Origin of the sequence: Bradyrhizobium sp. 930_D9_N1_4 (genome assembly GCF_052076015.1) — a bacterium.
Lineage (GTDB): Bacteria > Pseudomonadota > Alphaproteobacteria > Rhizobiales > Xanthobacteraceae > Bradyrhizobium.
This window is the reverse complement of sequence record NZ_CP197236.1, coordinates 4,210,930-4,224,992: the sequence shown is the minus strand read 5'-3', so window position 1 is coordinate 4,224,992 and position 14,063 is coordinate 4,210,930. Positions and strand designations below refer to the sequence as shown.

Annotated in this window: 12 protein-coding genes; 5 read left to right on the top strand and 7 right to left on the bottom strand. The window is 64.3% G+C overall.

Annotation, left to right across the window (positions count from 1 at the left end; genetic code table 11):
* Position 1: 1 nt before the first annotated feature.
* From AB7532_RS19875 to AB7532_RS19855, 5 genes are all read right to left on the bottom strand, one after another.
* The gene (locus tag AB7532_RS19875) at positions 2-859 is read right to left on the bottom strand and encodes a carbohydrate ABC transporter permease (RefSeq protein ID WP_441236448.1); all 858 of its coding nucleotides are present in this window, start codon (positions 857-859) and stop codon (positions 2-4) included.
* Entirely contained in the window at positions 852-1,775 is a 924-nt protein-coding gene (locus AB7532_RS19870) for a carbohydrate ABC transporter permease (RefSeq protein ID WP_441236447.1), read from the bottom strand. Before AB7532_RS19870 ends, AB7532_RS19875 begins: the two co-directional genes overlap by 8 nt.
* Positions 1,772-3,058 (bottom strand): ABC transporter substrate-binding protein, encoded by a 1,287-nt coding sequence (locus AB7532_RS19865; RefSeq protein ID WP_441236446.1) that lies wholly within the window; start codon positions 3,056-3,058, stop codon positions 1,772-1,774. The genes AB7532_RS19870 and AB7532_RS19865 overlap by 4 nt, the downstream gene beginning before the upstream one ends.
* A gap of 60 nt (positions 3,059-3,118) precedes the next feature.
* Positions 3,119-4,297: an ROK family transcriptional regulator gene (locus AB7532_RS19860; RefSeq protein WP_441239316.1), complete on the bottom strand. Its 1,179-nt coding sequence runs from the start codon at positions 4,295-4,297 to the stop codon at positions 3,119-3,121.
* Positions 4,298-4,502: 205 nt separating this feature from the next.
* The gene (locus tag AB7532_RS19855; protein ID WP_441236445.1) at positions 4,503-4,958 is read right to left on the bottom strand and encodes a GFA family protein; all 456 of its coding nucleotides are present in this window, start codon (positions 4,956-4,958) and stop codon (positions 4,503-4,505) included.
* A gap of 131 nt (positions 4,959-5,089) precedes the next feature.
* Between AB7532_RS19855 and AB7532_RS19850 the strand changes: the two genes are divergently transcribed.
* Entirely contained in the window at positions 5,090-6,043 is a 954-nt protein-coding gene (locus AB7532_RS19850; protein ID WP_441236444.1) for an IS481 family transposase, read from the top strand.
* A gap of 80 nt (positions 6,044-6,123) precedes the next feature.
* Here the strand turns inward: AB7532_RS19850 and gltA are convergent, their stop codons facing one another.
* The gene (gltA, locus tag AB7532_RS19845; protein WP_441236443.1) at positions 6,124-7,428 is read right to left on the bottom strand and encodes a citrate synthase; all 1,305 of its coding nucleotides are present in this window, start codon (positions 7,426-7,428) and stop codon (positions 6,124-6,126) included.
* 175 nt (positions 7,429-7,603) lie between these two features.
* On the bottom strand, positions 7,604-9,037 hold the full coding sequence (gltX, locus tag AB7532_RS19840; protein WP_441236442.1) for a glutamate--tRNA ligase: 1,434 nt from the start codon (positions 9,035-9,037) through the stop codon (positions 7,604-7,606).
* Positions 9,038-9,193: 156 nt separating this feature from the next.
* Between gltX and AB7532_RS19835 the strand changes: the two genes are divergently transcribed.
* The 4 genes from AB7532_RS19835 to AB7532_RS19820 all read left to right on the top strand — a co-directional run bounded on the left by AB7532_RS19835 (position 9,194) and on the right by AB7532_RS19820 (position 14,057).
* Positions 9,194-10,870, top strand: a complete 1,677-nt coding sequence (locus AB7532_RS19835; protein ID WP_441236441.1) for a glutamine--tRNA ligase/YqeY domain fusion protein — start codon at positions 9,194-9,196, stop codon at positions 10,868-10,870.
* A gap of 15 nt (positions 10,871-10,885) precedes the next feature.
* Positions 10,886-11,272 carry a nuclear transport factor 2 family protein gene (locus tag AB7532_RS19830; protein WP_441236440.1) on the top strand — a complete coding sequence of 129 codons (387 nt, stop codon included), beginning with the start codon at positions 10,886-10,888 and terminating at the stop codon, positions 11,270-11,272.
* 176 nt (positions 11,273-11,448) lie between these two features.
* Positions 11,449-11,682, top strand: coding sequence for a DUF2171 domain-containing protein (locus AB7532_RS19825; RefSeq protein ID WP_015685840.1), 234 nt, complete (start codon positions 11,449-11,451; stop codon positions 11,680-11,682).
* Positions 11,683-11,777: 95 nt separating this feature from the next.
* Positions 11,778-14,057 (top strand): ComEC/Rec2 family competence protein, encoded by a 2,280-nt coding sequence (locus AB7532_RS19820; protein ID WP_441236439.1) that lies wholly within the window; start codon positions 11,778-11,780, stop codon positions 14,055-14,057.
* Positions 14,058-14,063: the final 6 nt, after the last annotated feature.

Below are 14,063 nucleotides of genomic sequence, written 5' to 3'. Positions count from 1 at the left end.
ATCATTTCACGGCGCCGGCGGTCAGGCCGCGTACGAAGTATTTGCCGCCGATCAGATAGATCAGCAGCGTCGGCAGGGCGGCGATCATCACCGCGGCGCTTTGCACGCCATGCTGCGGGATATCGGCGACCGCGGCGGATAGCGCGATCAGCGCGGCGGTGACCGGCTGCTGCTGACCGGTCGTGAATGTCACGCCGTAGAGAAACTCGTTCCAGATATGCGTGAACTGCCAGATCACGGTGACGACCAGGATCGGCGGCGAGAGCGGCAGGATGATGCGCCAGAAAATACGGAAGAACCCTGCGCCATCGATGCGCGCGGCCCTGATCAACTCCTGCGGGATGGCGACGTAGTAGTTCCGGCAGAACAGGACGGTAAAGGAAAGCCCCTGGATCGTGTGGATGATGACGAGGCCCGTCAGCGTGTTCATCAGGCCGGTATCGCGCAGCACGAAGGTCCAGGGCAGCAAACGCATCTGCTGCGGCAGGAAGATGCCGAGCGTGACGATGCCGTAGATCCAGCTGTCGCCGCGAAAGCGCCAGAGCGAAATCGCGTAACCCGCGACCGCACCGAGCAGGGTGGAGAAGACCGTTGCCGGAATGGTCACGAGCGCGGAGTTCAGCATGTACGGCCGAAGACCGGCGCAGGTCTCGGCGACGCAGAAGCCGCTCCAGGCGGTGGCGTAATTACTCCAGGCCAGATGCTGCGGCCAGCCGATCATCGACCCCTGCGCGATCTCCTCGTTGGTGCGGAGCGAATTCAGCACGACGACAGCGAGTGGCGCGAGCCATGCGACAGCGATCAGCGACACGATGAGATAGATCAAAATCCGACCGGGTACGAAGCTTCGGTCACGCATGGATCGCCCGCCGCCGCTGGACATAACGCCACGCTGCATAAGGCAGCAAAACCGCGAGAAGAATGAGCAACATGAGAACTGCGGCCGCCGCGCCGCGCCCGAGCAGGCTGCGCTGGAACATCAAATCATAGACGACAAGCGCCGGAAGCTGGGTCGCGATACCAGGTCCGCCATTGGTCAGCGCGCGGACGAGGTCGAAGGTCGAGATCGCGAACTGCAACTGGATGACGATGACGGTGATGGTGATCGGCCAAAGCGTGGGCAGGATGACGCGCCGGTACATCCTGATCGGTCCGGCGCCGTCGATCTGCGCGGCCTTGATCAAGTCGGCATCGACGGAGCGGAGGCCGGCGAGGAAGAGCGCCATGGCAAAACCGGAGGATTGCCAGATTGCCGCGATGACGATGGTCCAGATCGCCATGTCGCGGTCGATTAGCCAGTCGAACCGGAAGGAGGTCCAGCCGAGGTCGTGGACCAGCTTCTGGATTCCGAGGCCGGGATTGAGCAGCCAGCTCCAGACCGTGCCGGTGACGACGAACGAGACCGCCAAGGGATAGAGGAAGATGGAGCGCAGCACGTTCTCGCCGCGGATGCGCTGGTCGAGCAGGATCGCAAGGATCAGGCCGGTTGCAAGACTGAGCACCACGAAGGCGCTGCCGAACAGCAGCAGATTGTCGAGGGCGATCTGCCAGTTCCGCGAGGCCGCAACCGAGGAATAGTTGCGCAAGCCCACCCAGCCCGAGACCGGGACCAGCGTGGACGGTGTGAACGATATCCAGATCGTCCACAGCGTAAACGCAATGAGGTGCGCCGCCGACAACAGCAGCGGCACCCAGATGGTCAGAATTTCGGGCAGCCGGCGTACCCGGTCGAAGGCCGCCGGCCGGCCCGGTCTCGTCGAGACGGCGATGGTCAACGTGAGCTCTCGACGGCTTCGGCGAGGCGGGTGGCCGCTTGCTCCGGCTTGATCGTCTTGTTCTTCACGAACTCGGTGATCACGTCGATCATCGCAGCCGTCATGCCGTTTTCCAGTGCCATGTTGTGCGCCATGCTGAGGACGGCCTGATTGCTGGCGATCGCGTCTTTCAGCGCGGCTGCGGTCCGGCGCTGACCGTCCGACCAGCCTTCACCGGACAGATCGACATCGGTGCGCACGGGGATCGATCCCGTGATCTGCGAATACATCGTCTGGATCGCCGGATCCATGACGAGCTGAGCCATCAGCGTCTGGCCGGCCTGAAGATCCGCCTCCTTGCGTTGCCAGAAGATGAAGGCATCGGCATTCAGCAGGAAGACCGGCTTGCTGTTGTCGCTCGGACCGGGGGCGATCATGAAGTCGTCGAGCTTGAAACCGGCGTTGCGCAACACGCCCTGGGCCCATCCGCCCATGATCATCATGCCCATGTCGCCGTCGATGAAGCGCTTCAAATTGGTCGAGAAGTGCTGGGCACCGACATTGGGATCCATCCAGTCGGCGATCTTGCGGACCTGCGTGAACGCTGCCTTGATCTCGGGGCCGTCCAGGGCCTTCTTGTCGAGATTCATGATGGCCGCGCGGTACGCGGTCGGGCTGATGCCGGCGAGAGAGGCCTCGAACTTCTGCCCGTCATCCGGGCGGGTGCCGCCATTGGCGACGGGAAATGCAACGCCGCCCGATTTCATCTTGTCGGCGAGATCGTTGAACTCGGCCCAGGTGACGGGGATCTTGTCCGCCTTGGCCTTGTCCATCGCGCGCTTGGAGAGGAACAGCATGTTGGTGCTGTAGATCTGCAGCGGCAGCGCGATCCACTTGCCCCCGGGCTTGTGCAGCTTTGCAAGGTCCGGAGCGACGACCTTCTCATAGCCGGCGGCCGCGACCAGGGCGTCGAGATCGACGGTCGGGGCGATCTTCGACCAGGCCGCAATCTCGGGGCCCTTGAGCTGCGAACAGGCCGGCGGATCGCCGGCGATGATCTGGGCCCGCAGCTTGTTCATCATCTCGGTGGTGAAGCCGGGGACGGGCGAGTGCTGCCAAACGCCGCCTTTCTCCTCGAATTTCTTGCCGAGCGCGGTGATGGCCGCCCCGTCGCTGCCTGCGGACCATTGCGAGATTGCGGTCAGGCGCGGCTTGGTCGCGCTTTGCGCGCGGGCAAAGGCCGGCAGCGCGAGCGCGGCAGCGGATCCAGCGAGCAGACGACGCCTTGTTGTGATGATCGGCATGGCAGTTCCTCCCGGTGTGAACGTCTTGTTTGGGTGCCTGAGGCCGCGCGTCAGGGCATGTCAGGCGGCCTCCGTCGATGCCGCGGGCATTCCGCCACGGCTGGCGAGACAAAAGCCGGCGAAGGCCAGCGCAGCCTGCGGATCGTTGCCGGTCGACGGCGGCACGAAGGCGAGGGATAGCTGCGCGAGTTTCCGTCCGCCCAGCAGACAGGCGTCGATCCCCTCGACTACGGTCGCGCGATCGTCTTCGGCGAGAAGCGACGGCCAGCCGCTGATCGCGACGCCGTTGCACGGTTTCACATTGAGCGTGTTGCCGATCGCCAGGCCAAGCCGGAACAGCCGGCGGCGCAATTCCTGGCGAACGCGCGCTGGAATCGGGATCGTGCTCACCCATTCGTTGCCGAGCCGAAGCAGCTCGGCTTCGGGAACGCCAAGGAGCTCGGCAATGGCCGGAAGCGACGTGTAGGCCTCGACGCAGCCATGATGACCGCAGCGGCAGCGTGGCCCGTCGGTGCCGAACACCATATGCCCGAGTTCGACCGGTTGCAGGGAATCGGCCTCGGCCGGGTCGTCCATCCACGTGCCCGCAACGCCCTGGCCGACAAAGACGAACAGATGCGCGCCGCTGAACGGATAGTCTTGCGTGCGGCAGCGGTGAAAAATGGCGTGCGCGATGACCGAATTGGTGAAGACGACCGGGACGTCCACGAACAGCTCACCGAACATGTCGCCGATGCGTTCGACGTCGCAGGGAATGATCGGGTTGCCAAACTCGCTCAGGCGGCCGAGGCCCGGAATGGTGATGCCGATCTGCGCCAGCGTGATGCGGCGTCGGCGCGTCCAGTCGCGCAACAGGGTAGCCGCTTCGCGAAACACCCGGCCGACGGTCTCGACGGTCGGCTTTTTCGGCAGCGGCAGACGCTCGGTGTATTGCAACTCGCCCGATAGGCCGCCAACGCCGACGCTGAGCCCCTGGCTGTTCAGCTCGAGGGCCGCGAGCGCGACCGAACTGTCGAGCGATACGAGCCCCGTCGGGCCGCCGACATAAGGGGCAGGGCGCCTGACTTCCTCGATCAGGCCTTCGGCTTTCAGGTCAAACAGGATGCGCGACAGGCTCGCTTCGGACAGGCGCACGGCCTTGGCCAGCGGCGGCCGGAACGAGCCGCCGGACTGGAGGAGTTGAGTCAAAATGGCAGCGCGCGTCTGCCGCCGACTTCGCGGCTGCTCCGGCATTTCCATCCCTGTCGTCATTCTTACTTAGTGTAAGAATGCGCGCGGAGCATTTCGGCTGTCAAGCGTTCGACGGCGCGATGCGTCGACTTGTTGTTGTGCGCGGCAGCAAGAACGGGACGCGATCAAACCGGTTTCGTAGGGTGGGCAAAGCGAAGCGTGCCCACGGAGAGATGGTGGGGACGCTTCGCTTTGCCCACCCTACATGACTTGGCTAGGCTACGGGCGGCCGCGTGCCTTCCTGCCATTCGGCTAATTCATCCTTCGGGTCGTACCAGTCGGCGGCGTCCGATCGCCAGATATGCACCTCGGGCCGTTCCGCGATCGGCGTATCCAGACAGCCCATCCGCAACAGCACCGTGTCCTTGCCGCCGCGGGCGGCAACGATGTGCGATCCGCATTGTGAGCAGAAATAGCGCGTCTTGCCCGGTGAGGATTCAAATCCGCGCAGCAGGTCTTCGCCTTTGGTCCAGAGAAAGCGGTCGCGCGGGACATTGGTGACGGTCGAGAACGCCGAGCCGTGCGTCTTCCGGCAGGTCCGGCAATGGCAGTGCACGATCATGCTCGGAGAGGCATCGACTTCGTAGGCGACGTGCCCGCAGAGGCAGCTTCCGGTCAGCATCAGGTTCTCCACATCCGTAGGGTGGATTAGCGAAGCGTAATCCACCATGTTTCCGCGCTTGTCGAACGAAGCTGGTGGGTTACGCCTTCGGCTAACTTTGGTCTCTCAGGAGGTTGTCCATCTGGTCTGAACCGAGGAAGCTGAGGTTGCGAAGCTTCAGTATTCCAAGGAAAGACCAGATGAACGTCCACAAGAATGCGCCTTTGACGCCCAAAGGTCGAGAGGCGATGGTGCGCAGCGTCGTCGAGGGCGGGCTGAGCCCAGCCGACGCGGCCCACCAGTTCAACACGACAGCGAAGACCGTTGCCAAATGGGTCAAGCGGTTCCGCGCGGAGGGTGTCGAAGGGTTGCGGGATCGCTCCTCGAGGCCTCTTTCATCGCCAAGCCAAACCCCGCCAGCCACGCGCGCCGCCGTCGAGACGTTGCGCCGGCAGCGCCACACCGGCAAGCAGATCGCAGCCGAGGTTAAGGTGTCGCCGGCCACTGTCAGCCGCATCCTTCGTCACTTGGGATTAAGCCGGATACGCGATCTGGAGCCCGCCGAACCGGTGCGCAGGTACGAACGCGAGCAGCCCGGCGAACTCATCCATATCGACATCAAGAAGCTCGGCAGGTTCGTCAGACCAGGCCACCGCATCACACACGATCGCCAGATGGGCGAAAGCCGTGGCGCCGGCCACGAGTTCGTCCACGTTGCCATCGACGATGCATCGCGCCTGGCCTTCTCCCAGATCCGGCAAGATCAAAAAAAGGAGAGCGCCATCGCCTTCCTCAAGGAGGCCGTCACCTACTACCGCAGCCTCGGCATGAAGGTCACCGGCATCATGACCGACAACGGCTCCTGCTACCGCGCCAAGGCCTTTGCCAGAGCGTGCAGCAAGCTCGGCCTCAAGCACATCTTCACCAGGCCCTACAGACCGCAAACAAACGGCAAGGCCGAGCGCTTCATCCAGACAGTGCTCCGTGAGTGGGCTTATGCTCGGGCCTACGACACCTCAGATCAGCGCGCCAAAAACCTGCCAATCTGGCTTCATCACTACAACTGGCATCGCCCGCACGGCAGTCTGCAAGCCAAACCACCCATCAGCCGCCTCGGCCTACCGATGGACGACCTCCTGAGATTCCACAACTAACCCACCCTACAAGATCTCCGCAAAAAAAACGGCGCCATCCGAAGATGACGCCGCTTCTTCAAAAGCCCTGAGGCTCGATCTTACTTGCGATCCTTGATCGCGACGTAGTCGCGGCTGGTGACGCCGGTGTAGAGCTGGCGCGGACGGCCGATCTTCTGCTGCGGGTCCTCGATCATCTCGCTCCACTGGCTGATCCAGCCGACGGTGCGGGCGACCGCGAACAGCACGGTGAACATCGAGACCGGGAAGCCCATCGCCTTCAGCGTGATGCCCGAATAGAAGTCGACGTTCGGGTAGAGCTTGCGGTCGATGAAGTACGGGTCGCTGAGCGCGATCTTCTCGAGCTCGAGCGCCACCTTCAGCATCGGATCGTCGCCATGGCCGGTCTCCTTGAGCACGGCGTGACACATCTTCTGCATGATCTTGGCGCGCGGATCGTAGTTCTTGTAGACGCGGTGACCGAAGCCCATCAGGCGGACTTCGGAGTTCTTGTCCTTCACCTTGGCGATGAACTCGGGGATCTTGTCCACGGTGCCGATCTCGGCGAGCATCGCGAGCGCGGCTTCGTTGGCGCCGCCATGCGCCGGGCCCCAGAGGCAGGCGATGCCGGCGGCGATGCAGGCGAACGGGTTGGCGCCGGAGGAGCCGGCGATGCGCACCGTCGAGGTCGAGGCGTTCTGCTCGTGGTCGGCGTGCAGGATGAAGATCTTGTCCAGCGCCTCAGCCAGCACCGGGTTGATCTTGTAGTCCTCGCACGGCACGGCGAAGCACATGTTGAGGAAGTTCTCCGCGAAGGAGAGCGAGTTCTTCGGATACACGAAGGGCTGGCCGACCGTGTACTTGTAGGCCATCGCGGCCAAGGTCGGGATCTTCGCGATCATGCGCATGGAAGCGATCATGCGCTGCTTCGGATCGTTGATGTCGGTGGAGTCGTGGTAGAACGCGGCGAGCGCGCCCACGGAGGCCACCATCACGGCCATCGGATGCGCGTCGCGGCGGAAGCCCTGGAAGAAGCGGGCCATCTGCTCGTGCACCATCGTGTGATGGATCACGCGATCGTCGAAATCCTTCTTCTGCGCGGCGGTCGGCAGGTTCCCGTAGAGCAGGAGATAGCAGGTTTCGAGGAAGTCGCCGTTTTCGGCCAGCTGCTCGATCGGGTAGCCGCGGTATTCCAGCACGCCCGCGTCACCATCGATGTAGGTGATCTTGGACTGGCAGCTCGCGGTCGAGGTGAAGCCGGGGTCGTAGGTGAACAGGCCGGACTGGCCGTAGAGCTTGCCGATATCGATGACATCAGGCCCGACGCTGCCGCTGTGAATCGGAAGATCGAAGTTCTTGTTTCCGACCGTCAGCGTGGCGGTCTTGTTGCTTGGTTTTGCGTCCATCAGAGGTCCCCGATGTATGGTGAAACGGGCCGGACCCGGAAGGCCCCGAAGACAGAAAGGGGGCAGGCCGGATGTTCCAGAATGTACGGGGAGATGGGTATATTATTGCTGTGTGCGCTGCAAGATCATGGCTGCCATGGTCTGCTTATGGCCTACTTACGTCGTAGACTGATCCTTACCAAGGACCGCCGGACTGATCCTTAAGCCGCCCCAGGCTTTCCTGGCGTCCCAGCACGTCCAAAACCTCAAATATACCAGGCGACGTGGTCCGTCCGGTCAGCGCCACCCGCAAGGGCTGGGCGACTGCGCCGAGCTTGAGACTATTTTCCTCGGCAAAGGCGCGCAGCGCGGCCTCCGTCGCGGCGCCGCTCCACGTCTCGACTTTCTCCAGCGCGGAATGAAGCTGGCCGATCAGGTTGCGGGTCTCGGGTGTGAGCAGGGCTGCCGCCTTGGGATCGAGCGCCAGCGGCCGGTCGGCGAAGATGAAATCGGCGCCGTCGATCAGCTCGATCAGCGTCTTGGCGCGCTCCTTCAGCGCCGGCATGGCCTTGAGAAGCTGCGCCCGCGTGGTGTCGTTTAACTTGGCCTTAAGCTCGTCGCGCGCGGGGACGACGTGGTCCAGCACGTCCTCGAACGCCTTCACGAGTGATTGATCGTCGGCATTGCGGATGTAGTGGCCGTTGAGGCTTTCCAGCTTGGCAAAATCGAAGCGGGCGGCGCCACGGCCGACATTGGCGAGGTCGAAGGCGGCGATCATCTCCTCGGTCGAGAAGATCTCCTGGTCGCCATGGCTCCAGCCGAGCCGGACGAGGTAATTGCGGAGCGCGGCCGGCAGGTATCCCATGGCGCGGTAGGCATCGACGCCGAGCGCGCCGTGGCGCTTGGACAACTTCGATCCGTCCGGACCGTGGATGAGGGGGATGTGGGACATGCTCGGCAGCGCCCAGCCCATCGCGTCATAGATCTGCTTCTGGCGGGCGGCGTTGATCAGATGGTCGTCGCCGCGGATGACATGGGTCACGGCCATGTCGTGGTCATCCACCACCACCGCGAGCATGTAGGTCGGGTTGCCATCGCCGCGCAGCAGGACGAGATCGTCGAGGTTCTCGTTCTGCCAGACCACACGGCCCTGGACCTGGTCCTCGATCACGGTCTCGCCGGTCTGCGGCGCGCGCAGGCGGATCGTCGGCTTGACGTCGGAGGGGGCAGTTGCCGGATCGCGGTCGCGCCACATCCCGTCATAGAGGCGGGTGCGGCCCTCCGCGCGCGCCTTCTCGCGCATCGCGGTGAGCTCCTCGGCGGTGGCGTAGCAGCGATAGGCCTTGCCGTCGGCGAGCAGCTGCTCGGCGACGGCGCGGTGACGGGCGGCGCGGCTGAACTGGTAGATGACGTCGCCATCATGGTCGAGCTCGAGCCATTTCAGCCCGTCCAGAATCGCGCCGATCGCGGCCTCGGTGGAGCGCTCGCGGTCGGTGTCCTCGATCCGGAGCAGCATCTTGCCGCCGTGCTTCTTCGCATAGAGCCAGTTGAACAGCGCCGTGCGGGCGCCCCCGATATGGAGGAAGCCGGTCGGGGAGGGAGCAAAGCGGGTGACGACGGAATCGGTCATACTTGGCAGGGCCTATGCATTGGAAGCGGTGCTATATAACAGGACCGGAGCATAACTAAAGCCCGGCAGCGGACCGCTTAAGGCCTTGCTTAAGCCCTTGGCTCAGCCTCCCGAATTTGGCAGAAGGACCGCTGATTTCCCTACAGGATTTTCGTAATGACAGAACCGGTGGCTGCTGAGGTTGGGCGCGATTTCATTCGTGACATCATCCAGGCCGACCTCGATCAGGCCAAGTACAAGGAGATCGTGACCCGGTTCCCGCCGGAGCCGAACGGCTACCTGCACATCGGCCACGCCAAGTCGATCGCGCTCAATTTTGGCATCGCCCAGGAGTTTCCGGGCCGCTGCCATCTGCGCTTCGACGACACCAACCCGGTCAAGGAAGAGCAGGAATATATCGATTCCATCCAGGCCGACGTGCGCTGGCTCGGCTACGACTGGGGCAAGAACCTGTTCTACGCCTCGGACTATTTTGACCGCCTGTACGAATGGGCGGAGAAGCTGATCCGCGACGGGCTCGCCTATGTCGACGACCAGTCCCAGGAGGAAATGCGGCTCGCGCGCGGCACGCTGACCGAGCCCGGCAAGAATTCGCCGTTCCGCGACCGCAGCGTCGACGAGAACCTCGATCTGTTCCGCCGCATGAAAGCCGGCGAATTCCCGAACGGCGCGCGTGTGCTGCGGGCCAGGATCGACATGTCCTCGGGCAACATCAACCTGCGCGATCCCGTGCTGTATCGTATCCTGCACGCGCACCATCCGCGCACCGGGACCAAGTGGCACATCTATCCGAGCTACGATTATGCCCACGGCCAGTCGGACGCGATCGAAGGCATCACGCATTCGATCTGCACGCTGGAGTTCGAGGACCATCGGCCGCTCTATGACTGGTTCATCGAAAAGCTCCCGGTGCCGTCGAAGCCGCACCAGTACGAAATGGCGCGGCTCAACATCACCTACACGGTGCTGTCCAAGCGCGTGCTGACCCAGCTCGTCCGCGACGGCCATGTCGCCGGCTGGGACGATCCGCGCATGCCGACCATGGCGGGGATGCGCCGCCGCGGCGTGCCGCCGGCAGCCTTGCGCGAATTCATCAAGCGCATCGGCGTCGCCAAGGCCAACAGCGTGGTCGATGTCGGCATGCTCGAGTTCTGCATCCGCGAGGAGCTGAACCGCACGTCGCAGCGGCGCATGGGCGTGTTGCGGCCGCTCAAGGTCGTGATCGAGAATTATCCGGAAGGCGAGAGCGAGGAGCTCGAGGCGATCAACCATCCCGACGATCCCTCTGCCGGCACGCGCAAGATCAATTTCGGCCGTGAGATCTATATCGAGCAGGACGACTTCATGGAGAACCCGCCCAAGAAGTTCTTCCGCCTGTCGCCGGGCAACGAGGTGCGGCTGCGCTACGCCTATTTCGTCAAGTGCACCGGCGTGATCAAGAACGACGCGGGCGAGGTGGTGGAGCTGCGCTGCACCTACGATCCCGCGACCAAGGGCGGCAACGCGCCCGACGGCCGCAAGGTCAAGGCGACCATGCACTGGCTGCCGGCGGCGACCTCCGTTCCCGCGGAGATACGCGTCTATAACCAGCTGTTTGCGAATCCCAGCCCGGACGCCTCGAACTTCGTGGCCGATCTCAATCCGCAGTCGCTGGAAATCCTTGCCGACGCGCGGATCGAAGCCTCCGTTGCCGAGAGCAATTCGGCCGAGCCGATGCAGTTCGAGCGCCAGGGCTATTTCGTGCGCGACAAGGACTCGACGCCGGGCAAGCCGGTATTTTCGAGGACCATCGGTCTGCGCGACACGTTCGCGAAGGAAGTCGCGAAGGGCTGACATGGGGCAGGGCATATGAGCAACGAAGCCGACGCCGTCGTTTCCGCCATCATCACAAAATGGTGCGCCGGCTTTGCAACGCTCGATGCGGCCGCGCTGTCGTCGCTGTACGCGAACAACGCGTTCTTCTTCGGCTCGAATCCGAAGCTCTATCGGGGCAGGGATGGGGTCGCCGACTATTTCAACGGCCTGCCGCGCTGGCGCAAGCCGAGCGCGGCCTTTTCCGAGGTGACCGCGGCGCAGGCCGGCCCTGATCTGATCAACATGGGCGCGACCATCACGTTCGACCTCGCCGGCGAGCGGGACGATCTCATCGTCAAGATGAGCTGGGTCATCATTCGCGAGAACGGTGACTGGAAGATCGTCAATCACCACGCCTCGGCGAAGGCGCCGTTGATTTAGTCGCAACTCCATCAGCGTCGTCATTCCGGGATAGCCCGTAGGGCCAGGCCCGGAATCCATAACCCCGGCTCGTGGTTATGGATTCCGGGCTCGCGCCAAGTGGCGCGCCCCGGAATGACGAAAGCAACGAACGGGCCCCCGTCGCGTTGAGTGGTATCCAACCAGAGGATCCCACCATGCAGAACATCGCAGAGCATATGGAAGTCATCGGCGCCGATGGCGTCCATGTCGGCACGGTCGACAAGGTCGAAGGCAACCGCATCAAGCTGACCAAAAAGGACAGCGGCGAGGGCAGCCACAAGGGCCATCACCACTTCATCGACAAGGGCCTCGTCGCCGGCGTCGAGGGCAACAAGGTCCGGCTCTCGGCCAAGGCGGATGTCGCCGTGACGATGGAAGAGGAAAAGTAGGGGCCACAACGCTCCGTTCCTGATCTGTACCGCTATTCTCGCGCCTGCACGTTCCGGTAGCTTCGGCTTTCGTTGCGTATCATCGGGTGCAGGGAATGGCGGATCCGGGCCGTCCGTTACGGTCGCAGGGGATCGCGGGGACTTGGCCCGTGGGCCGTACTGCGTCTGCGGGCGGTCTTGTGCCTGCAGGCTTCGATCTCTGGACATCGCTGGCCGAGACACTGCGAGCCTGGGTTGGCGCGGAGGCCGGCGCCGGGCGGCTGTTGCCGTGGGTGCCTGTCGCCTTCGGTTGCGGCATTGCGTTTTATTTTGCCGCCGATCACGAGCCGGTGCTTTGGGTCGTTGCCGCGACGGCGGTGGTGCTCACGCTCGGCGCGGTGCTGCTGCGGCGGAGCCGGCTGTTCGCGCCGGCGATCATGACTGCCGCGGTCGCGGCCGGCTTTGCGGTGGCGACCTGGAAAACGGCTCGCATCGCGCATCCCGTTTTGGCGAAACCGCTCTATTCGGTGGCGTTGTCCGGCTTCGTTGAAAGCCGCGATATCCGCGAGCGCACTGATCGTTTCGTGCTGCGCGTGACGTCGATGGAGGCGCAGCGCAGCGACGTCAAGCTGGAGCGGGTGCGGCTCTCGGTGCGCAAGGGGACCGCGCCCGAGGTCGGCAGCTTCGTGCAATTGAAGGCGCGGCTGATGCCGCCGATCTCGCCGGTTCGCCCCGGCAGCTATGATTTTTCGCGTGACATGTTTTTTCAAGGCATCGGCGCCTCCGGTTTCGTGATGGGCGCGATCGCGGCTGTGGCGCCGCCGGATACCGGCGGCCTGCGGCTGCGCTATGCCGCGTTCATGCAGGGCCTGCGCGATGCCATCGACGCGCGCATCCGTGCCACGCTCGAGGGCGACAATCGCGCGATCGCGACCGCGCTGCTCACCGGCCGGCGCGATGCGATCACCACGCCCGTCAACGATGCCATGTTCATCTCGGGCCTGGGCCACGTGCTCTCGATCTCCGGCTATCACATGGCCGTCGTCGCCGGCGTCGTGTTCTTCGCGGTGCGCGCGATGCTTGCGCTCATTCCGGGACTTGCGGTCGGCTTCGCCATCAAGAAATGGTCGGCGGCCGCCGCGCTGGTCGCGGCCGCCTTCTATCTGCTGCTGTCGGGCGCGGAGGTCGCCACGCAAAGATCGTTCTTCATGACGGCGGTGGTGCTGATCGCGGTGATGGTCGATCGCCGCGCCGTCACATTTCGCACGTTGGCCGTGGCGGCGCTTGTCGTTCTCGCGGTCGCGCCGGAATCGCTGGTGCATCCGAGTTTCCAGATGTCGTTTGCCGCGACGCTCGGGCTCGTGGCGCTGGTGCAGATCGGCATGCCGAACCTGTTTGCCTCGCCCGATCATTCGGCGACCGCGCGCATTGCGATGTGGGGCGGCCGCGAGATCGCGATGCTGTTCCTGGCTTCGCTGATCGCGGGGCTTGCGACCACGCCCTATGCCGCCTTCCATTTCCACCGCGTCACGCCCTACGGCGTGCTCGCCAATCTCGGCGCGATGCCGGTGGTCTCGGCGCTGGTGATGCCGGCCGGGCTGCTGGGGCTGCTCGCAGCGCCGTTCGGGCTCGACGGCGTGTTCTGGTGGCTGATGGGGATCGGCATCGACTGGATGGTGGCGGTGTCGCGCTGGGTGGCTTCATTGCCGGGCGCGGTCGGCCGCATCCCGGCCTTCGGCATCGTGCCGCTGATCCTGGCCAGTCTCGGGATCATCGTGATGGGCCTGCTGCGCACCCCGCTGCGATGGTCCGGCGCGCTGGTGCTGCTGGCTGCGATCGCCTGGGGGCTATCAGTGCGGCAGCCCGACGTCCTGATCGCCGGGGACGGCCAGAGCGTGGCGGTGCGTGGCGAGGACGGGCGCCTGCATCTGATCAGGGCCGGCAAGGACAGCTTTCTGCTGAAGGAGTGGCTGGCTGCGGACGCCGATCCGCGCGACGCCGGCAGCGCCTCGCTGGCCCATGGTGTGTCGTGCGACGAGGCCGGCTGCGTGACGCCGCTCGCCGACGGCCGCCTGGTCGCGCTGGCCTTGCGCATCGATTCCCTGGCGGATGATTGCAGCCGTGCCGCGCTGGTGGTGACGGCGCGGCCCGCGCCGCCGGATTGCGCGGCGATGGTGGTCGATCGTCCACGTCTCGCTGCCCAAGGCGCGCTCGCGCTGACACGGCGCGGCGACGGCTTTGCGGTCCAGGCGGTGAAAGCCAGAGGCACCGACCGTCCGTGGTCGCCGGCGATCGCAGGCGAAGCGGATTTCGACGGAAGCCTTACACCGAAGACGGCTGCGCCTCGCAGCAGGGACGCGACGCCATCGGAAGCCGACTTGCAGGCTGAGGATTGAGCGGAC